Source organism: Streptomyces sp. CB01881, from assembly GCF_002953255.1.
Lineage (GTDB): Bacteria > Actinomycetota > Actinomycetes > Streptomycetales > Streptomycetaceae > Kitasatospora.
In genome coordinates, this window is record NZ_CP026498.1 from 6,198,775 (window position 1) to 6,218,088 (window position 19,314).

The window sequence follows — 19,314 nt, forward strand, 5'->3', positions numbered from 1 at the left end:
ACCCGTCACCCTCCCTTCGCTGGATTGCTGTCGCGGATCGGTACGTCTCGCATCGGCACCGAGGCCGGCGGTGCGGCCTGCTGCGGCGGCGCCGGGGTGCGCGCGGCATGGGCGGCGATGCCCGGCGCGACCGAGCCGCCACCCGAGCCCGCACCGCCCCCGCCGACACCCTGCGGGCCGCGGTCGCCGTGCGTGCTGATGCCCTGCTTCACCAGGTTCGCCGTCCCGTTGATCATCGCCGAACCGGCCGACACCGCGTGGGCCCGGGCGTTGCGCATGCTCATGATCTCGTCGCCGAAGCCCGGCACGAAGCGGTAGACGGAGGCGCTCGCGAAGATCGACAGGAACAGGATCGCCAGCCCCGACAGCACCCGGGCGAAGTCGTCGCCCGCCCCGGCGCCGGTCGCCACCGCGCCGGCCAGCCCGAGGATGATCACGATGATCGGCTTCGCCAGGTCCACCGCCAGCATCACCCCGGCCCAGCGGCGCACGTGCTTCCACAGCTGCTTGTCCACCAGCCCCGCGTACACCGCCGTCCCCAGCAGCGCGCCCACGTACAGCATCGCCGCCCGGATCAGCAGCTCCACCCAGAGCACCGCCGCCGCCAGCACGGCCACCAGCGACACGATGATCAGGATCAGCGGGCCGCCGCCCATCGACCCCTTCTCCAGGGTGTCCGCGAACCCGCCCAGGTACGTCCCGGTGTCCGACTTCGTCCCCACCGCGATCGCCTTGGTCAGCCCGTCCGTCGCGCTCACCACGGTGTACAGGATCAGCGGCGTGAACGCCGACGCCACCACGGTCAGCCACAGGAAGCCGATCGCCTCCGAGATCGCCGTCGTCAACGGCGCCCCGCGCACCGCCCGCTTCGTCACCGCCAGCAGCCAGAGCACCAGCGTGATGATCGTCGACGCGGCGAACACCACCGCGTACTGCTGCAGGAACGACGCATTGGTGAAGTCGACCTGCGTCGTCCCGTCGATCGCCCCCGACAGACTCCGCACCACCCACGCCGCCGCCTGCGCACACCCCTTGGCCAGCGACCCGAGCGGGTCGGTGACCCCGCCGACTCCCGTCCCGGGGACGGAGCCACCGCCGGGCTTGGAGGCGCAGTAGACACCGCTACCGGGAAGTGGCAGCACGTCACAGTCGTTGCCGCTGGGCGAGGCCGTGGGGCTCGGCGTGGGCTCGGCCAAGGCCTGTGAGGCCAGTGCCAGGGAGGCGACCTGAAGAGCGACCAACGCTCCCATCACCCCACCGACCCGGGACATCTTCCTGGTGACGGCATCAACGGGCATAGCGGAAACCCCCGAACTGCTGGACGGCGCCGGTGATCTCCTCGGCGGTGGCGGCCTGTTGGTCGCCCGGCATCGGGGCTGGGCCCTGCCGGCTTGCGTAGTCGGTGAGCTTCCAGTCGGCACCCGTCCAGCGCAGGGTCAGGGTGAGGGTGAACCAGTTCTCCGTGACGGGCTGGACGGAGCGTTCACCGGCGAGGCCGGTGAGGCCGGTGCACCAGACCTCGACCTTGGCGTCGGTGTCGCTGTAGCCGACCGACTTGGTGCCGGCCGGGACGGTACGGCTGACGAAGGTGAGTCCCTTGGGGGCGCGCCCCTGGGCGTCGAGGCCGTAGCGGGCGGCCGTGTCGCCGCCGAACCCCTGGTCCAGGCGACTCTGGAGGGCCGCCGTGGCGGACGGGTCGGCGATGGTGGCGACGATGGTGTGGCGGCTGTCGGTGCGGAACATGTCGGCGGAGCCGATGGCGACCGCGTAGTTGGCGGCGGCCGACTGCGCGCCCTGGTCGGTGTGCGGGAAGCCGCCGGCGATGCCGTTGCTGGTGGTGCTCACGGGCTGGTCGCCGCTGGGGGCGGGCCCGGCGCCGGAGGCCGCGGTGGGTGCGGCGTCGGCGGAGCGGCCGGTGGTGGTGCCGGGGTCGGCCTTGCCGCGGTTGGCGATGGAGATCGCGACCACGAGCAGGGTGACGACCACCAGGACGGTCAGCATGGTGCGCAGCGGCCGGGACTGACGGGCGGGCGGCTGGGAGGAGGGCTGTTCACCGACCGGCAGCCGCGTACGGGTGTGCGGCTGGTCGTCGGACAACGGCACGGCGGCCCTCCTGGTGCGGGGAGCCGGGGCGGCTCCGGGGCCCCTCCGCCCGTGGGCGGGCGCGGAGGGCGGGGTGATGGGTGGACTCCCGGCGGGGACTCCGGCGGATCGTGACGGCCGGACGGCCGGGCGGGCTCACCGCCGGTCCCGTCCTTGCTGTCCGATCGTCAGATGGCCATGCCGTAGACAATGGTGAACAGAGTGCCGAGTGATCCAATGATGAACACGCCGGTCAGCCCGGCGATGATCAGCCCCTTGCCCTGCTCGGCACCGAAGCTGTCGCGCATGGCGGTGGCGCCGATGCGCTGCTTGGCCGCGCCCCAGACGGCGATGCCGAGGCAGGCCAGGATCGCCACGGCCATGACGACCTCGACCATCACCCGGGCCTCCGACCCGAGACTCGCGAACGGGCCCCAGTCGGGGGCGATCCCGCCGATGATGGTGTCGATATTCGGCTTCTTAGGAGGGTCCTCGGCCAGGTGGCCGATCGCGATGCTGTTCACGCTGCTCAGGTTCATTTCCATCTCACCGCCCGATCAGGCAAATTCAAGGGCCCAGACCCCGTCCGCGCGAAGGGTCGGTGCCTATTCTTGGCCAGATCTGATGTCGACTTGGCTGCTTCTCGCGGATTGGTCGTGAGGTATGGGACACGTACGCGAGGATGTCCACCGTACGAAGGATAGCGCTCACTCTTTGTATCTCTGATGATTGCGGTGAGCAACGCCTTCCGGGACACTTCGACTGACGACTCGTCGGGATGGTGCTGATGGTACTCCGGAAGGCCGGTACGGCCGCCGCCGCTGCGGGAGTTGTCGCGGTCGGCTTCATCGGACTTGTCACGTTCGGGACGTATGCGGCGAGTGGTGCACCGCAGCAGTCGGCCAATCGCGCCGCCCTCTCGCCGGGCACCGTTCCGGCGGCCTACCAGGGGCCGATCCAGCAGTGGGGATCGCTCTGTCCGGAGATCTCCCCGCCGATGCTCGCGGCGCAGCTGTACCAGGAAAGCGGTTTCGACCCGCGCGCCCGGTCGGGCGTGGGCGCGCAGGGAATGGCGCAGTTCATGCCGGAGACCTGGGGAACATACGGCACGGACGGCAACAATGACGGCAAGAAGGATGTCTGGGACCCGATGGACGCGATCGCCTCGGCGGCCACGTTCGACTGCGCGCTCGCCAAGGACGTCGCCAAGGTGCCGGGTGACCGCCAGGCCAACCTGCTGGCCGCCTACAACGCCGGCCCGTACGCGGTGACGAGGTACAACGGGGTGCCTCCGTACAGGGAGACGCAGGGCTATGTGAAGAACATCCAGGCGATGGCCCGCAGCTTCACCGCGCCGACGGCGCCGGTGGAGGTCTCCCAGCAGTCGTCCGGCGCGATCTACTTCGCGCAGACCAAGCTCGGCACCCCGTACCTGTGGGGCGGCGAGGGGCTGCCCTCGCAGAACGGGCGGTTCGACTGTTCCGGGCTCACCCAGGCCGCGTACGCCAGCGTGGGCATCACGCTCCCCCGGGTGGCCAACGACCAGTGGTACGCCGGGCAGCACCCCTCGCGCGACCAGCTCCGCCCGGGGGACCTGGTGTTCTGGGCGACGGACCTCACCGACCCCCGCAGCATCCACCACGTCGGCATCTACGTCGGCGGCGGCTACATGATCAACGCTCCGCACACCGGCGCGGTGATCCGCTACGACAAGATCGACACCAGGGAGTACATCGGCGCCACCCGGGTCACCTCGGACGGCGCCCAGGCCCTGCCGGGGCGCAACGCGGACGGCAGCATCACCGCCCCGAGCCGCCCGGCCGATCCCGCCCCGGCCAACCCGGCCGGCCCGGCTCCGGGCGGCCAGTCCGCCCCGGCCAACCCGGCGACCGCCGCGGCGGCACCGGCCGCCCCGGTGTCCCGGGCGGCCGTCGCGGCCGGGCCCGCACCGACAGGTCCAGGTCAAACACCTGCAAAGAGCTGACCCGCCCCGGACCGTCGGGTGTGCGTGCCCTGTGGACGCTGAGTCAAGTTTCGATAACCGCGTGTTTCCGTGGAACGCTGTGCACCGGTTATGACGTTGTGTCCGATGGCCCCGCGTCACCTTCCCGGCCGGGAGGGACGGGCGGGGCCAGGGCCGGAACCAACAGCTGCTGCGGACCAGAAGGAGGTGCGGCGTGTCGACGCCGCTTGCCGACACGACCAACCCCGACCTCGGCCTGCTCTACGCCGTCAACGGCCTGGCCAAGCGCTCCCCGGAGTGGCTGGACCACCTGGTCTCCTGGATCGGCGAGTACGGCATCCTGATCGGCCTGGCCCTGCTGGGCCTGGTCGGCTGGCTGCAGGCGAGACGCCGCCCGGACGCCCCGGTGGCCGTCGCGGGCCTGCTGTGGGCTCCGCTGTCGGTCGCCATCGCCGAGCTGGCCAACCTGCCGATCGCCGCCATCGTGGACCGGCCGCGCCCGTTCGTCGACCACGCCGGGCTGGACGTGCTGGTGGACGGCAAGGCCGGCACGCACTCCTTCGTCAGCGACCACTCGACGATGTCGATGGGCATCGCGGTGGCGCTGTTCCTGGTGAACCGGCGGCTGGGCTGGATCGCCGGCGGACTCGCCCTGCTCCAGGGCTTCTGCCGGATGTACATGGGCGTCCACTACCCGACCGACGTGATCGGCGGCTTCGCGCTCGCCACCGCAGTGGTCCTGCTGCTGGCGCCGATCGCGATGGCCGTCCTGGTCCCGCTCTGCCACGCGTTGGGCCGCACCGTCGCCGCACCGCTGATCAGGGCGCCGCAGAGCGGCCCCCGCCCGCGCGGCGGCCGGCGGCGGGGCGGCGACGGACGCGGCACCGTCCGGACCGACGAGCAGCCGCCGGAGTCCGACCTGGCCGCCTGAGCCCCTCCCCGCCTCCCCCGGGCCGCACGCGGGCCGGGGGCCGGGGCCCGGCTACGACCCGGGGCCGTCGTTCGCGGTGAGGTGGTCGGCGGCCTCGCGCCGGGTCAGGTCGCGGGAGCGGCGGGCCGGTGAGAACCAGCCACAGCTACAGATCGCGAAGCAGAAGGAACCGCGCTCGCTGATCGCGACGCGGTGCTCGGGCATCCGGGCGGTGCCGGGGTCAGCCGGCAGCTCACTGTGCACGTGCTTCACCGTAACGCCCCGGAAGCCCGGCGCGCGACGTCCAGTGCGCGCCGGGTTCCGCGTAACCCCTCGGACCTCAACTCGTTTGCCCGACAAGAGCTCTGCCCACCCGGTGGTGGTGACCGGCGGGGCAGTCGGGCCCGAGGGGGTTGTCGCGAGATGAAGATGACCGGCGTGCAGCGCAGCGGCCGGCGGCACGGCCGCCCGCTGCCACACCTGCGGTCGGCGGCCGGGGCCTTCGTGGTCGCCGCCGCCCTGGCCGGGCTGGCCGGCTGTACGGGCGGCTCCGCGGCCTCCAGCGGTTCGGCCGACCGGAAGGCCGCCGCCCCCGACCAGCTCTCCGCCGACCCGCTGACGGCCGTCCGCAACGCCGCCGACATCACCGGCCGGACGGGCTCCGCGCACACCGGTACCGAGCTGGTCACCGAGTCCGCCGACAAGAAGGCCGTCTTCACCGGCACCGGCGGCTACGACTACGTGAAGCGGATCGGGCGGCTGGAGGTGGCGGTGCCGCCGGGCGCGGCGACCACCGGGAAGATCGTCGAGGTGGTCCTGCCCGGCACCGTCTACCTGCAGAACAGCGGCGCCAAGGTGCCCGAGGGCAAGTGGGTCAAGCTGGACGTGCGCCAGCTGCCGGACGGCAACCTGGTCTCCAGCGGGGCCACCGACCCGGCCTCCGCCACCGGTGCGCTGCGCGGGGCCCAGAAGGCGGACCTGGTCGGCACCGAGACGGTCGGCGGGGTGGCGCTGAAGCACTACCGCGGCACCCTGGACCTCGCCAAGGCGGCCGAGGCCACCGGCGGGCGGGGCGGGGACGGCCTGCGGATGGCGGCGCAGACCTTCACGGTCAAGGAGGTCCCGTACGACGCCTGGCTGGACGAGCAGGGCCGGCTGCACAAGGTGGTCGAGGTGTTCACCTTCGCCGGGGTGGCCGGCTCCAAGGAGGCGAAGGACCAGGTGAAGGTCACGTCGACCACCTCGTTGGCCGACTTCGGCAAGCCGGTCGAGGCGGCCGAGCCGCCGGCCGCCGACATCTACGCGATGAAGCCCACGGAGAGCCCGAAGTAGCCTGACGCAGGGGCGCCGCCGGCGTCGGTGGGCCACCCGGAGAGGGCGGGCCCACCCGTTTCGGCGACGCCGAGATGGCCCGTCCGTGCCATGTGGGCGGGCTCCGAAGTGCCTAGGCTGGACGTCGGGTGGCTGCCGCCCGGGCTGGCGAGGCGCTGAAGGGGTGGTGCAGGTGGTTTCGTCCACGGGCGGCCGCAGCGGCGGCCACGACGACGCGGCCCTCGACGAGATCGACCTGGCCGGTGAGCTGATGATCGCCGCCACGGCCAGTACCGACGACCGGCTGCCGACCGAACGGATCGACGAGGTGCTGCTGGACCGGCCCGACGGCGGGGCGTCCGCCGACGGGCCGCCGGGGGGCGGGCAGTAGCGCCCCTCGTCAGCTGCGCAGCAGCCGGGCGATCGCGGCGGTGGCCTCCGCCACCTTGGCCTCCAGCTCGGTGCCGCCCTCCTCGGCGGCCGCGGCGACGCAGTGCCGCAGGTGCTCCTCCAGCAGCGAGAGCGCGAAGGACTGCAGGGCCTTGGTGCTGGCCGACACCTGGGTGAGCACGTCGATGCAGTAGACGTCCTCGTCGACCATCCGCTGGAGGCCGCGGATCTGGCCCTCGATCCGGCGAAGCCGCTTGAGGTGGGCGTCCTTCTGGGCGCTGTACCCGTGCTGCCCGTGACCGTGCCCGGTGTGCGGGGCCGCCTCGGCGGCGGCCGGCGCGGGCTGGTCACCGTTCGGTTCGGTACCGGGCGCGTGGTCCGGCTCGGTGCGCGCTTCCGTCGTGGTCATCGGCCCGCCTTCGTCTGGGTGCCTCGGTGGCTGCGTCGACCACCAGTGTCCAACACCGTGACCGGTCCTGGTGTTCCTCCGGCCCGGTCCGCCGGCCCCGAGCGGGCACGACCCCGGTCCAGACCCGGTCCTGCCCCGGTCCGGCGCAGGTCCGGCGCACGTCCGGCCCCGGTCCAGACCCGGTCCAGACCCGGTCCGGAGCACGCCCGGCGCGGGCCGGGAGCGGGTGAACGGCGCCGGGCGGGCGGCCGCCGGAGGGGTGCCTCCGTCCGGACCGACACCGCCGTCTTCCGCGTGCACGGCGGGGGCAATCCGTACGAGGTTCCGTCAGACTGAGGGCTCACGTCCGCACATGGGTGTGCGGGCCGGGTCCACTGCTGCGGCAGCCAACCGGAAGGGGAGGTTCCGGCTCCTCCCCACCACCCCGTTTGCGCGATTGCGCTTGGTTGCACCTAGCATCGTTCAGTCCCTACCCCGCACATCGGAGATTTCCGTGCGTTTTAGCCTGACCCCGAAGGAGACGAGCTTCTACGACATGTTCGCCGCGGCCGCGGAGAACCTCGTCGTCGGGTCGAAGCTCCTGCTGGAACTGCTGGGGGCAGACGTGTCGGCCCGCGCGGAGATCGTCGAGCGCATGCGCGCCGCCGAGCACGCCGGGGACGACACCACCCATGCCGTCTTCCACCAGCTGAACTCGTCCTTCATCACGCCCTTCGACCGCGAGGACATCTACAGCCTCGCGTCGTCGCTGGACGACATCATGGACTTCATGGAGGAGGCCGTCGACCTGGTCGTCCTCTACGACATCCAGACCCTGCCCAAGGGGATCGAGCAGCAGATCGAGGTGCTGGCGCGCGCCGCCGAGCTCACCGCCGAGGCGATGCCGAACCTGCGGACCATGTCGAACCTCACCGAGTACTGGATCGAGGTCAACCGGCTGGAGAACCAGGCCGACCAGATCCACCGCAAGCTGCTCGCCCACCTGTTCTCCGGCCAGTACGACGCCATCGAGGTGCTCAAGCTCAAGCAGGTCGTGGACGTCCTTGAGGAGGCGGCGGACGCTTTCGAGCACGTCGCCAACACGGTGGAGACCATCGCCGTCAAGGAGTCCTGACCCTCGTGGACATGGCTGCACTCATCGCCGTCCTCGGCGTTGCGTTCTTCTTCACCTACACCAACGGCTTCCACGACTCCGCGAACGCCATCGCCACCTCAGTCTCCACCCGGGCGCTGACCCCGCGGGCCGCGCTCGCGATGGCCGCGGTGATGAACCTCGCCGGCGCCTTCCTCGGCAGCGGCGTGGCGCACACCGTCTCCAGCGGCATCATCGAGACCCCGACCGGCAACCAGGGCATGGCGATCCTGTTCGCCGCACTGGTCGGCGCGATCACCTGGAACCTGGTCACCTGGTACTTCGGCCTCCCGTCCTCCTCCTCGCACGCGCTGTTCGGCGGCATGGTGGGCGCCGCGCTGGCCGGCGGCACCGAGGTGATCTGGAGCGGCGTCCTGGACAAGATCGTCATCCCGATGATCGTCTCCCCGATCGTCGGCCTGATCGGCGGCTTCCTGGTGATGCTGGCGATCCTCTGGATCTTCAAGCGGGCCAACCCGCACCGCGCCAAGCGCAACTTCCGGGTCGCCCAGACCGCGTCCGCCGCGGCGATGGCGCTGGCACACGGCCTGCAGGACGCCCAGAAGACGATGGGCATCGTGGTCATGGCGCTCACCATCTCGGGCCACCAGACCGGCAGCGACATCCCGACCTGGGTCAAGATCTCCTGCGCCACCATGCTCTCGCTGGGCACCTACGCGGGTGGCTGGCGGATCATGCGGACCCTCGGCCGCAAGATCATCGAGCTGGACCCGCCGCAGGGCTTCGCGGCCGAGGCCACCGCCTCGACCGTCATGTACATCACGTCGTTCGTCTTCAAGGCGCCGATCTCCACCACCCACGTGATCACCTCGGCGATCATGGGCGTTGGCGCCACCAAGCGGATCCGCGCGGTCCGCTGGGGCGTGGCGAAGAACATCGTGCTCGGCTGGTTCATCACGATGCCGGCGGCCGCCGTCGTCGCAGCGCTGATGTACTGGTTCGTCCACCTCTTCTGGGGCTGAGCACCCCGGACCGTCGCGAACGCGGCTCCGGTGGAACTGACAGGGCCCGCCCCCACATCTCGGGGGCGGGCCCTTCTTCATACTTCGCGGCGGCACCGCCATGCAGCACCGCGAAGCAGTCCGTGTCCCGGGCGCTCCTTAGCCGAAGCGGCCCGAGATGTAGTCCTCCGTCGCCTGCACGGACGGGTTGGAGAAGATCCGCTGGGTGTCGTCCAGCTCGACCAGCTTGCCCGGCTGGCCGACCCCGGCCAGGTTGAAGAAGGCGGTACGGTCGCTGACGCGGGCCGCCTGCTGCATGTTGTGCGTCACGATGACGATGGTGAACTGGTTCTTCAGCTCGCCGATCAGGTCCTCGATGGCGAGGGTGGAGATCGGGTCGAGCGCGGAGCAGGGCTCGTCCATCAGCAGGACCTGCGGCTCGACCGCGATGGCGCGGGCGATGCAGAGGCGCTGCTGCTGACCGCCGGAGAGGCCGGCCCCCGGCTTGTTCAGCCGGGTGTGGACCTCCTTCCAGAGGTTGGCGCCCTTGAGGGACTTCTCCACCACGTCGTCCAGGACGGACTTCTTGCGCACACCCGCGAGCTTCAGCCCGGCGACCACGTTGTCGTAGATCGACATGGTCGGGAACGGGTTCGGGCGCTGGAAGACCATGCCGACCGCACGGCGGACCGCGACCGGGTCGACGTTCGAGGCGTACAGGTTCTCGTCGTCCAGGAGCACCTTGCCCTCGACGCGGGCGCCGGGGATCACCTCGTGCATCCGGTTGAGGGTCCGCAGGAAGGTGGACTTGCCACAGCCGGAGGGGCCGATGAAGGCCGTCACCGAGCGGGGCTCGATGCTCATCGAGATGTCCTCGATGGCCTTGGTGGTGCCGTAGTAGGCGGACAGTCCGCTGACGTCGATGCGCTTGGCCATGATCTTTCGTCTTCTCTCAGCCCGCGGCCGGGGGCCGCTCGGGAATCCGTGTCGTACGTCAGTCGGAGGCTCAGTGTCCGGCCTTGGGCGAGCGCCAGCGTGCGATGCCCCGGGCGATGAGGTTGAGCCCCATCACGAAGGCGATCAGCACCAGCGCCGCACCCCAGGCACGGGCGTAGCCGTACTGGTTGTTCACCATCGCGTACTGCTGCCAGATGTACATCGGCAGCGACTGCTGCGGCCCGTCGAAGGGGTTGCTGTTGATGTAGTCGGCGCCGAAGACCAGCATCATCACCGGGGCGGTCTCACCCGTGATGCGGGCGACCGCGAGCATCACACCGGTGGTGATGCCGCCGATGGCGGTGGGGAGGACGATCCGCAGGATGGTCTTCCACTTCGGCACACCGAGCGCGTACGACGCCTCGCGCAGCTCGTTCGGGACGAGCTTCAGCATCTCCTCGGTCGAGCGGACCACCACCGGCATCATCAGGATCGCCAGCGCGAGGCTGCCCGAGAAGCCGGAGTAGTTGAAGCCGAGGGCGAGGTTCCACAGCGAGAGGATGAACAGACCGGCGACGATCGACGGGACGCCCGTCATGACGTCGACGAAGAAGGTGACCGCCTTGGCGAGCCTGCCGCGGCCGTACTCGACGAGGTAGACGGCGGTCAGCAGACCGATCGGCGCGGCGATCAGGGAGGCCAGCAGCACCTGCTGCAGGGTCCCGATCAGCGCGTGGTAGATGCCACCGCCGGGGCCCGACTGGAGCACGCCCCTCATGGAGTGGCTCAGGAAGTTCCCGTTCACCACGTCGGCGCCCTGCTGGACCGTGTAGACCGTCAGTGAGAGCAGCGGGATGACGGCCAGGATGAAGGCGACCCAGACCATCGAGGTGGCGAGCCGGTCCTTGGCCTGACGGCGGCCCTCGACCTTGGCCGAGGACAGGTAGCTGATGGCCAGGAAGAGGAGCGCGGAGATCAGGCCCCACTGGATGTGGCTCTCCAGGCCGCCGAGGGCGCCGATGCCGCAGCCGAGGGCGATCGAGCCGGCGGTGGTCGCGGCCGGGGCCCACTTGGGCAGCCGGTTGGCGGTCAGCGGGCGGCCGACCGGGCGCGCGTCCGCCGGGACCGAGGTCGTAGCGGCGCTCATGCGGCCCTCCTCGCAAAGCTCGTCGGGGCGCATGCGCGCAACCCGCACCTCTTACTGATTCGCTCGCTGCGCCCGCTCATGCGTTGGCCCCCGAGTACTCCTTGCGGCGGGCGACGATCAGCCGCGCGGCACCGTTCACCACCAGGGTGATCACGAACAGGACGAGGCCGGAGGCCATCAGCGCGTCCCGGCCGAAGGGCTGGGCCTCGCTGAACTTCAGCGCGATGTTCTGCGCGAAGGTGCCGCCGCCCGGGTCGAGCAGGTGCAGCGAGAGGACGTTGTTGGAGGAGAGCACCACCGCGACCGCGATGGTCTCGCCGAGCGCGCGGCCGAGGCCGAGCATCGACGCCGAGATGATGCCGGGGCGGCCGAACGGCAGCACCGCGGTGCGGATCATCTCCCAGCGGGTCGCGCCGAGCGCGAGCGCCGCCTCCTCGTGCATCCGCGGCACCTGCCGGAAGACCTCGCGGCTGACCGCGGTGATGATCGGCAGGATCATGATCGCCAGCAGGATGCCCACGGTGAAGAGGGTGCGCGGCGTGGTGCCGGCGCGGGACTGGTCGAAGATGTACGTCCAGCCGAGGTACTCGTCCAGCCAGCTGGTCAGGCCGTCCAGGTGCGGCACCAGGAAGAGCGCGCCCCAGAGGCCGTAGATGATGCTGGGCACCGCCGCGAGCAGGTCCACCAGATAGGCGAACGGCTGTGCGATCCGGCGCGGCGCGTAGTGCGAGATGAACAGCGCGATCCCGATGGCCACCGGGACGGCGATCGCCATCGCGATCAGCGCGCTGACGATGGTGCCGAACGCGAGGACGGCGATGCCGAAGACCGGCTTCGGGGCGTCCGGCGTCCACTCGAAGGTGGTGAGGAAGTTGCCCTCGTTCTTGCCCAGGGCGATGCCCGAGCGCCAGGTCAGGAAGCCTGCGATGGCGGCCATGACGACCAGCAGCAGGATGCCCGACCCGCGGGACAGGTTCATGAAGATCTTGTCGCCGACACGACTGTCGCGCTTGCGGCGTTCCCTGCCTCGCGGGGCGGCAGGGGATGATGAAGTCATTGGTCTACTCCGGTCTGGTGGTGCTGCCCCGAGGGGGCGGCACCCTGGCGGCGGTGCCCCGGACGTGCTTCTCGGTCACTGCATCCGGTGGAACGGCCCCGGCCCCCCTCGTCCACGGGGCCGCTCCACCGGAGGTCTACTGGGTCAGGCCAGGGTCGGGATGACCGCGTTGACCTTGTCGGTCAGCTCCTTGGGGAGCGGGACGTAGCCCTTCTCGCCGATCGCCTTCTGGCCGGCGTCGCTGATGCCGTAGGCCAGGAACGCCTTCAGCGTGTCGAGGGTGTCGGCCTTGTTGCCCTTGTCGCAGACGATCTCGTAGGTGACCAGGACCAGCGGGTACGAGCCCTCTTCCTTGGTCGCGTAGTCGAGGGTCAGCGCCAGGTCGCTGCCGGTGCCGGCGATCTTGGCCTTGGCGAAGGTGTTGGCGGCGTTGGCGGCGGTGGCCTCGACCGGCTTGGAGGCGCCGGTGTTGATGGCGGCGCTCTTCAGGTTGTTGATCTGGGCGTACGACAGCTCGGCGTAGCTGATCGAGTTCTTGACCTGCTTCACCTGGGCCGCGACACCGGCCGAGGTGTTGGCCGACTGGCCGCCCTTGCCCGCCCAGGTCTTGCTGGGCGGGTAGGCCCAGACGCCACCGGAGGTCTTGGCGAAGTACTTGGTCAGGTTGTCCGTGGTGCCGGAGTCGTCCGAGCGGTGGAAGGCCTGGATGTCGGCGTCCGGCAGCTTGGCGCCCGGGTTCAGGGCGGCGATCGCCGGGTCGTTCCACTTGGTGATCTGCGAGTCGAAGATCTTGGCGGTGGTCGGACCGTCCAGGACCAGATTGTCGACGCCCTCGACGTTGTAGACGATCGAGATCAGACCCGCGACGAGCGGCAGGTTGATGCCCTGGCCGCCGGTGCAGGCGGTCTTGGTGGCGTCGACCTCGGCCGGCTTCAGCGCCGAGTCGGAACCGGCGAACTGGACCTTGCCCTGGGTGAACTGCTGGACGCCCGCGCCGGAGCCGCCGCCGCCGTAGTTGATGCTGGCGCCGGAGCAGGCCGCGCCGAAGTTGGTCTTCAGCACGTCGATCGCGGTGCCCTGCGCGGTGGAGCCCGCGGCGATCAGGGCGGTGGGCTTGCTGCCACAGTTGATGGCCGCGGCGGAGGCGGAGCCGCTGCCGGAGCCGCCGGCGTTGTTGTTGTTCTCGTCCGAACCGCAGGCGGCGAGCGACAGCGAGCTGACGAGCGCCATGGCACCGATGGCGAGGGCCTTGGAGCGGCCGTTCCGCTGGAGCTTCACAGGGGTGTCCCTTTCTGTGGCATTGCCCGGCGCGCGGGCCGTGCGAACACGGCGTGGCGCGGGTTTTGCTGTGGTCCGGGGCCCGTTCGGCCCTCCGGTGAACCCGAAGTTAGGCCGGGGAAGTGACACGACAGCCGGTCGTAAGTGAACGGGGAGTGAACCTCGAACGGATGGCAGGAAACTACGTCAGGTAGTAACGGTTGCGTCACGGCAAGGGCGCGGGGAGATCACTTCCATCGTTCCTTCACGACACGCGACGGGACCTCAGGACTGCCGGACCGGCCTCGCCCCCAGCGCCTCCAGCAGCGCGTCCACGAGCAGCCGGTCCCGGTCGTGCGTGAGCCGGGCGCGTGCCTTCCCGGCCGGCAGCCACTCCAGCCGGTCCACCTCCCGGTTGGGCCGGAACGCCCCGGCCGACGGCACCGCCGCCCAGTACCGGACCTCCTTGGGACGCCCCTGCGCCAGGTAGTGCTGGGCCGGCAGCTCCTCCCCCAGCACGCAGGAGAACCCGGTCTCCTCGCGCACCTCGCGCAGCGCCGCCTCCACCACGCCCTCCCCCGGGTCGAGCTTGCCCTTCGGCAGGCTCCAGTCGTCGTACTTGGGCCGGTGGATCACCGCGATCCGCGGCCGCCCCAGCCGGCCGCTCTTCTTCGGCCGCCCGGGCAGCCAGAGCACCGCTCCCGCCGCCAGGACGACCGGCGGCCGCCCGGCGACCGGGCGGCTGCTCGTGGAGGGACCGTCGGCCTGCTCGGTGCTCAGGCGGTTGCGCAACTCATGCCATCCGGGGTGCGGGGGAAGGCCCCCAGCCCTCGGCCGGGGGAATCTCCAGCCAGCCGTCCAGGCCTGGCGGGAGCTCGGGCCACCGGCGGCCGAAGGCGTACCGCGCCGCCTCCACCTCCAGTCGCTGATCAGCATGCACCACGCCCAGCACGTACGCGGTGGCGGGTGTGATCCTCGGCGTCCGCGCCGCGGTGGCGGCGGTGACCGCCGCGTCCGCCGCCTCCTGGTGCCGGCCCAGCACCTCGTCCAGCTCGTCCAGCTCCGCGGCCGGTCGTCCGCACACCTCCAGTGCGTACCGGGCCCGCTTCACCAGGATCCGCACCCGGCCCCACGGCGCGTCGTCCGCCGCCAGCGCCGCGTCCGCGTCCACCACGCCCCGGGCCGGCGGAACCGAGCCGAGCCGGCGCAGCCCGTCCCCGCCGTACGGGGTCGCGGCCCGCTGCAACGGCAGCTGCTGGGCGCTCGCGGTCAGCGCGGTGAACGCCGCCGCGGCCTGCGGCAGCAGCACCGCACCGGCCCGGCCGTCGGCCGCCTCCAGCAGCGGCGCCTCGGAGACCAGCAGCGTCATCCGGTCCGCCAGCGCGTGCAGCCGCGCCGACCGCAGCTCCTGGAGCACCGACGTGTGCGCCCTGGTCCGGGCCAGGGTCAGCTGGCGGTCGAGCAGCGCCCGGGCCTTCGGCGCCCCGGCGTGGCCCGCGAGCATCCCGGGGCCGTCCGTCTCGGTGCCGCTCAGCGCGTCCAGGGCGCCGAGCAGCCGGGCCGACCGGCGGACGTACCCCGGCTCCAGCGCCAGCAGGTTGAGCAGCCAGCGCAGCTCGGTGCGCGACTCCTGCGCCCAGGTCTGTTCGAACGTGGCGCCGAAGGTGTGCAGCAGCCCGCCGATCCGCCGCACCGCCCGCAGCAGGTCCGCCGTGCCGACGGGAGGGACGACGGCCGTCCCCGGTCTGGCGCCGACCTCGCCCACCGCCTGCGGCAGCGCGCGCAGGAAGACGCCGGCCTGGGCGGTGAGATGGCTGGAGAGGATGTCCCCGGCGGTCGCTGTGGAGGCCGCCTGGGCCGTCATCGGCGCATCGGTCATGACTAGGTAGATCCCCGTTCCCCCGGGGCCGTCCCCCGGGGCTGGTGGCCGACCGCTGCGGCGGCTCCCCGACCGCTCAGCGGCTCGCATCGGTGGCTCGCGTCCGTGACCCGCGTCCGTGGCCTGCCTCGGCCCCGGTCGCGGTCGTCCGCGTCGGTGGTCGTGGCCGGGCGCCGTGGCAGCGGCGCCCGGTCACCGGGCCGCGGCGGCCCGGCGGCGCTGGCGCGAGTCGATGAGCAGGTCCTGGACGTGCCGCAGCGCCTTCCCGTCGGCGTCCTGGGCGTGCCGTTCCCACGCCCCGTCCGCCCCGAGGTGCCAGGACTCGGTCTCGTCCGACACCCCGAGGTCGATCAGCCCGGACAGCTCGGCCCGGTGGGCCGGGTCGGTGATCCGCAGCAGCGCCTCGATCCGGCGGTCCAGGTTGCGGTGCATCATGTCGGCGCTGCCGATCCACACCTCGGGATCGCCGTTGTTGCCGAAGACGAAGATCCGCGAGTGCTCCAGGAAGCGTCCGAGGACGCTGCGGACCCGGATGTTGTCGCTCAGGCCCGGCACCCCGGGCCGGATCGCACAGATCCCGCGCACCCAGACGTCCACCGGCACCCCGGCCCGGGAGGCCCGGTAGAGCGCGTCGATCACGGCCTCGTCGACGATCGAGTTGACCTTGAGCTTCACGTACGCCGGGCGGCCCTCCCGGTGGTGGGCGATCTCGCTGTGGATCCGCGAGATCAGCCCGTCCCGCAGCCCGCGCGGCGCGGTCAGCAGTCGGCGGTAGGACTCCCGGCGCGAGTAGCCGGAGAGCCGGTTGAAGAGGTCCGAGAGGTCGGCGCCGACCTGCGGGTCCGAGGTCAGCAGCCCGATGTCCTCGTAGAGCCGGGCCGTCTTCGGGTGGTAGTTGCCGGTGCCCACGTGCGAGTAGCGGCGCAGGGTGTCGCCCTCCTGGCGGACCACCAGCGACAGCTTGCAGTGCGTCTTCAGCCCCACCAGGCCGTAGACGACGTGGCAGCCGGCCTCCTCCAGCTTGCGGGCCCACTTGATGTTGGCCTGCTCGTCGAAGCGCGCCTTGATCTCGACCAGGACGAGCACCTGCTTGCCGGACTCCGCCGCGTCGATCAGCGCGTCGACGATCGGCGAGTCGCCGGACGTCCGGTACAGCGTCTGCTTGATCGCCAGCACGTCCGGGTCGCCCGCGGCCTGCTCCAGGAAGGCCTGCACGGAGGTGGAGAAGCTGTCGTACGGGTGGTGCAGCAGCACGTCGCGCTCGCGCATCGCGGCGAAGATGTCCGGCTGCGAGGCCGACTCGACGTCGGTCAGCCCGCGTGCGGTGCCGGCCACGAACTTCGGGTACTTCAGCTCCGGGCGGTCCAGGTCGGCGATGCCGAACAGACCGGTCAGGTCCAGCGGTCCGGGCAGCGGGAAGACCTCCGCCTCGGTGATGTTCAGCTCCCGCACCAGCAGGTCCAGGATGTAGGGGTCGATCGACTCCTCGACCTCCAGCCGCACCGGCGGGCCGAAGCGCCGTCGCATCAGCTCCTTCTCCAGCGCCTTGAGGATGTTCTCGGTGTCGTCCTCCTCGACCTCGAGGTCCTCGTTGCGGGTGACGCGGAAGGCGTGGTGCGCGAGCACCTCCATACCCGGGAAGAGCTCCTCCAGGTGCGCGCCCATCACGTCCTCCAGCGGCACGTACCGCTGCGGCGAGGCCTCCAGGAAGCGGGCCAGGGACTGCGGGACCTTCACCCGGGCGAAGTGCTTGTGGCCCGAGACCGGGTTGCGGACGACCACGGCGAGGTTGAGGGAGAGCCCCGATATGTAGGGGAAGGGGTGCGCCGGGTCCACCGCCAGCGGGGTGAGCACCGGGAAGATCTTCTGCCGGAACAGGGTGTGCAGGCGGGCCTGCTCCTTCTCCGCCAGCTCCGGCCACCGGACCATCTCGATGCCTTCGGCGGCGAGGTCCGGCAGGACCTCCTGCTGGAAGGCGGCGGCGTGCCGGGCCATGAGCTCGCGCGAGCGGGTCCAGATCAGGTCCAGCACCTCGCGCGGCTGGAGGCCGGAGGCACTTCGCTGGGCCACTCCGGTGGCGATCCGGCGCTTCAGGCCCGCCACCCGGACCATGAAGAACTCGTCCAGGTTGCTCGCGAAGATCGCCAGGAACTTGGCGCGCTCCAGCAGCGGGATCGCCGGGTCCTCGGCCAGCTCCAGGACGCGCTCGTTGAACGCGAGCCAGCTGCGCTCACGGTCCAGGAAGCGGCCCTGGGGAAGCTCGTCGAGGTCCTGCTCGTCCGCGGCCGGCAGCTCCGGCGGTATCCCCAGGGCGCTGGACATCCTGGCCGGAGGGGACAGCGGGGCAGAGACGGGGCGAGGAATGCTCATGGGCTCCAGCTCCTCCAGCAGGACGGGGTCCGGATGCGACAGGCTCTGCGGGCCGTCGTCCTCGCCCAACGCCAACGCCCACCCGCCCGGCGCGGTCAACACGGGACCGGCCGGCAGGCGCCGCCGACGCTGCACGAGCGAGACACTACGGACTTCATCCTGTGATCTTCACGGCAGCAATTGAATCCACGGTAAACACCGCATGGCCAGGAGGAAAGCTGAGTCGGTCGGGGTCGCGGTCGGGCCGGTGTTTGTGCGACCGGCCCGTTGCCCGGAACCCGACTCTCCGCTATACCCCGCCCGGCTCCCGGTGGGTGCGGTACTCGGCGCGGTACATCAGGTCCACCTCGTGAATGGTGAACCCCAACCGTTCATATACCCGCACAGCGGCCGGATTGTCGGCGTCGACGTAGAGGAGTACGGTCTCCAGCCCGCGCTCCCCCGGGCCGCCGCCGGTGAGGTGCCGCAGACCGGCCGCGGTGAGCGCCCTGCCCAGGCCGCTGCCCTGCTCGGCCGGGTCCACCCCGACCACGTACACCTCGCCGAGGGCCGGCCCGGTGGCCGTCGCCGGGTGCACCTTGGTCCAGTGGAAGCCCACGACCCTGCCGTCACGGGTCGCGAGGAAGAAGCCCGCCGGGTCGAACCACGGCTCGGCCAGCCGGTCGGCGAGGTCCTGCCCGGTCCAGGCGCCCTGCTCCGGATGGTGGGCGAAGGCCAGCGCGTTCAGCCGCAGCCACTCGGCGTCGTCGGCACCCGGGCGGAAGGTCCGCAGCTCGACGCCGTCCGGGAGGGCGACCTCCTCGGTCTGCGGCCCGGTCCGGCGCATCTGCCGCAGCTCGCGGACCAGCTCGGCACCGTACCGTTCGGCCAGTCGGCGGGCGGCCGGGTGGCCCCCGTGCACCCAGAAGTCGACGTGGTCCCGGCCGGCCCGGTGGGCCTCGGCGAGCACGGCGTCCACCAGCGGACGGCCGAACCCGCGCCCGCGGGCGTCCGGGGCGACCACCAGCTCGGCGGAGGGGTTGGCCGCGCCGGCCTGCGGGACTTCGAGCTGGCCGTAGCCGGCGACGTCCACGCCGGTTCCGGCCTCGTTCCCCGACTCCTTGCCGGCCTGCTGCACGAGGTGGATCACGCCGGGGCGGGCCGCGTCCGAGGAGCGCAACCTGAGCCGCCCCTGCTCGGACACCGCCTCCCGGCCGTCCACGGCCTGGGCCGCGGCCAGGACGCGCAGTGCGCCGTCCCGCGACTCCGGCGGCAGCACCTCCCGCGCGACCACGGCGCCCTCGCCGGTCGCCGGAGTGCCGTTGTAGACCCGTCCCTGCTGAGCGTCCTGATCGTCCATGCCCTGACGATACGTCAACCGGAAATGCAAAGAACCCCCGATCCGTGATGGATCGGGGGTTCTTTGTGAATGATTGTTCGGCGGCGTCCTACTCTCCCACAGGGTCCCCCCTGCAGTACCATCGGCGCTGTGAGGCTTAGCTTCCGGGTTCGGAATGTAACCGGGCGTTT

19 protein-coding genes are annotated in these 19,314 nt (G+C 71.4%); 6 read left to right on the forward strand and 13 right to left on the reverse strand.

Features of this window, described 5'->3' with window-relative positions:
* Window positions 1-5: 5 nt before the first annotated feature.
* The 3 genes from C2142_RS16880 to C2142_RS16890 all read right to left on the reverse strand — a co-directional run bounded on the left by C2142_RS16880 (window position 6) and on the right by C2142_RS16890 (window position 2,621).
* Entirely contained in the window at window positions 6-1,298 is a 1,293-nt protein-coding gene (locus C2142_RS16880; protein WP_241002621.1) for a hypothetical protein, read from the reverse strand.
* Window positions 1,288-2,103 (reverse strand): hypothetical protein, encoded by an 816-nt coding sequence (locus C2142_RS16885; RefSeq protein WP_241002622.1) that lies wholly within the window; start codon window positions 2,101-2,103, stop codon window positions 1,288-1,290. Before C2142_RS16885 ends, C2142_RS16880 begins: the two co-directional genes overlap by 11 nt.
* 167 nt (window positions 2,104-2,270) lie before the next feature.
* Window positions 2,271-2,621, reverse strand: a complete 351-nt coding sequence (locus C2142_RS16890) for a hypothetical protein (RefSeq protein WP_241002623.1) — start codon at window positions 2,619-2,621, stop codon at window positions 2,271-2,273.
* Between the two features lie 248 nt (window positions 2,622-2,869).
* On the opposite strand from C2142_RS16890, the gene C2142_RS16895 reads away from it, so the two are divergent.
* Together C2142_RS16895 and C2142_RS16900 are read left to right on the forward strand one after the other, a co-directional pair.
* Complete coding sequence (locus tag C2142_RS16895; protein WP_174315654.1) at window positions 2,870-4,066, forward strand: bifunctional lytic transglycosylase/C40 family peptidase; 1,197 nt, start codon at window positions 2,870-2,872, stop codon at window positions 4,064-4,066.
* A 193-nt stretch (window positions 4,067-4,259) separates the two neighbouring features.
* Window positions 4,260-4,976 carry a phosphatase PAP2 family protein gene (locus tag C2142_RS16900; protein ID WP_174315655.1) on the forward strand — a complete coding sequence of 239 codons (717 nt, stop codon included), beginning with the start codon at window positions 4,260-4,262 and terminating at the stop codon, window positions 4,974-4,976.
* A 51-nt stretch (window positions 4,977-5,027) separates the two neighbouring features.
* Here the strand turns inward: C2142_RS16900 and C2142_RS16905 are convergent, their stop codons facing one another.
* The gene (locus C2142_RS16905) at window positions 5,028-5,219 is read right to left on the reverse strand and encodes a hypothetical protein (RefSeq protein ID WP_148643411.1); all 192 of its coding nucleotides are present in this window, start codon (window positions 5,217-5,219) and stop codon (window positions 5,028-5,030) included.
* Window positions 5,220-5,378: 159 nt separating this feature from the next.
* Between C2142_RS16905 and C2142_RS16910 the strand changes: the two genes are divergently transcribed.
* A complete protein-coding gene (locus C2142_RS16910) occupies window positions 5,379-6,287 on the forward strand; it encodes a hypothetical protein (RefSeq protein ID WP_148643412.1) in 909 nt (302 codons plus the stop codon).
* Between the two features lie 172 nt (window positions 6,288-6,459).
* Window positions 6,460-6,657, forward strand: coding sequence for a hypothetical protein (locus C2142_RS16915; RefSeq protein WP_148643413.1), 198 nt, complete (start codon window positions 6,460-6,462; stop codon window positions 6,655-6,657).
* A 9-nt stretch (window positions 6,658-6,666) separates the two neighbouring features.
* On the opposite strand, the gene C2142_RS16920 is transcribed toward C2142_RS16915, so the two are convergent.
* Window positions 6,667-7,065 carry a metal-sensitive transcriptional regulator gene (locus C2142_RS16920; RefSeq protein WP_148643414.1) on the reverse strand — a complete coding sequence of 133 codons (399 nt, stop codon included), beginning with the start codon at window positions 7,063-7,065 and terminating at the stop codon, window positions 6,667-6,669.
* Window positions 7,066-7,558: 493 nt separating this feature from the next.
* Here C2142_RS16920 and C2142_RS16925 point away from each other — a divergent pair, with 493 nt between their 5' ends.
* On the forward strand, window positions 7,559-8,179 hold the full coding sequence (locus tag C2142_RS16925; protein ID WP_148643415.1) for a DUF47 family protein: 621 nt from the start codon (window positions 7,559-7,561) through the stop codon (window positions 8,177-8,179).
* A gap of 5 nt (window positions 8,180-8,184) precedes the next feature.
* Window positions 8,185-9,180, forward strand: coding sequence for an inorganic phosphate transporter (locus C2142_RS16930; RefSeq protein WP_148643416.1), 996 nt, complete (start codon window positions 8,185-8,187; stop codon window positions 9,178-9,180).
* 138 nt (window positions 9,181-9,318) lie between these two features.
* On the opposite strand, the gene pstB is transcribed toward C2142_RS16930, so the two are convergent.
* From pstB to mshD, 8 genes are all read right to left on the reverse strand, one after another.
* Window positions 9,319-10,095 (reverse strand): phosphate ABC transporter ATP-binding protein PstB, encoded by a 777-nt coding sequence (gene pstB, locus C2142_RS16935; RefSeq protein WP_148643417.1) that lies wholly within the window; start codon window positions 10,093-10,095, stop codon window positions 9,319-9,321.
* Between the two features lie 70 nt (window positions 10,096-10,165).
* Complete coding sequence (pstA, locus tag C2142_RS16940) at window positions 10,166-11,242, reverse strand: phosphate ABC transporter permease PstA (RefSeq protein ID WP_148643418.1); 1,077 nt, start codon at window positions 11,240-11,242, stop codon at window positions 10,166-10,168.
* A gap of 76 nt (window positions 11,243-11,318) precedes the next feature.
* The gene (pstC, locus tag C2142_RS16945) at window positions 11,319-12,299 is read right to left on the reverse strand and encodes a phosphate ABC transporter permease subunit PstC (protein ID WP_148643419.1); all 981 of its coding nucleotides are present in this window, start codon (window positions 12,297-12,299) and stop codon (window positions 11,319-11,321) included.
* A 144-nt stretch (window positions 12,300-12,443) separates the two neighbouring features.
* Window positions 12,444-13,577 carry a phosphate ABC transporter substrate-binding protein PstS gene (pstS, locus tag C2142_RS16950; RefSeq protein WP_241002624.1) on the reverse strand — a complete coding sequence of 378 codons (1,134 nt, stop codon included), beginning with the start codon at window positions 13,575-13,577 and terminating at the stop codon, window positions 12,444-12,446.
* Window positions 13,578-13,841: 264 nt separating this feature from the next.
* Window positions 13,842-14,252 (reverse strand): NUDIX hydrolase, encoded by a 411-nt coding sequence (locus tag C2142_RS16955; RefSeq protein WP_241003211.1) that lies wholly within the window; start codon window positions 14,250-14,252, stop codon window positions 13,842-13,844.
* A gap of 97 nt (window positions 14,253-14,349) precedes the next feature.
* Window positions 14,350-15,435, reverse strand: a complete 1,086-nt coding sequence (locus C2142_RS16960; protein WP_148643420.1) for a CHAD domain-containing protein — start codon at window positions 15,433-15,435, stop codon at window positions 14,350-14,352.
* A gap of 192 nt (window positions 15,436-15,627) precedes the next feature.
* Complete coding sequence (locus C2142_RS16965; RefSeq protein ID WP_148643421.1) at window positions 15,628-17,805, reverse strand: RNA degradosome polyphosphate kinase; 2,178 nt, start codon at window positions 17,803-17,805, stop codon at window positions 15,628-15,630.
* 289 nt (window positions 17,806-18,094) lie between these two features.
* Complete coding sequence (mshD, locus tag C2142_RS16970) at window positions 18,095-19,144, reverse strand: mycothiol synthase (RefSeq protein WP_148643422.1); 1,050 nt, start codon at window positions 19,142-19,144, stop codon at window positions 18,095-18,097.
* Window positions 19,145-19,314 lie beyond the last annotated feature (170 nt).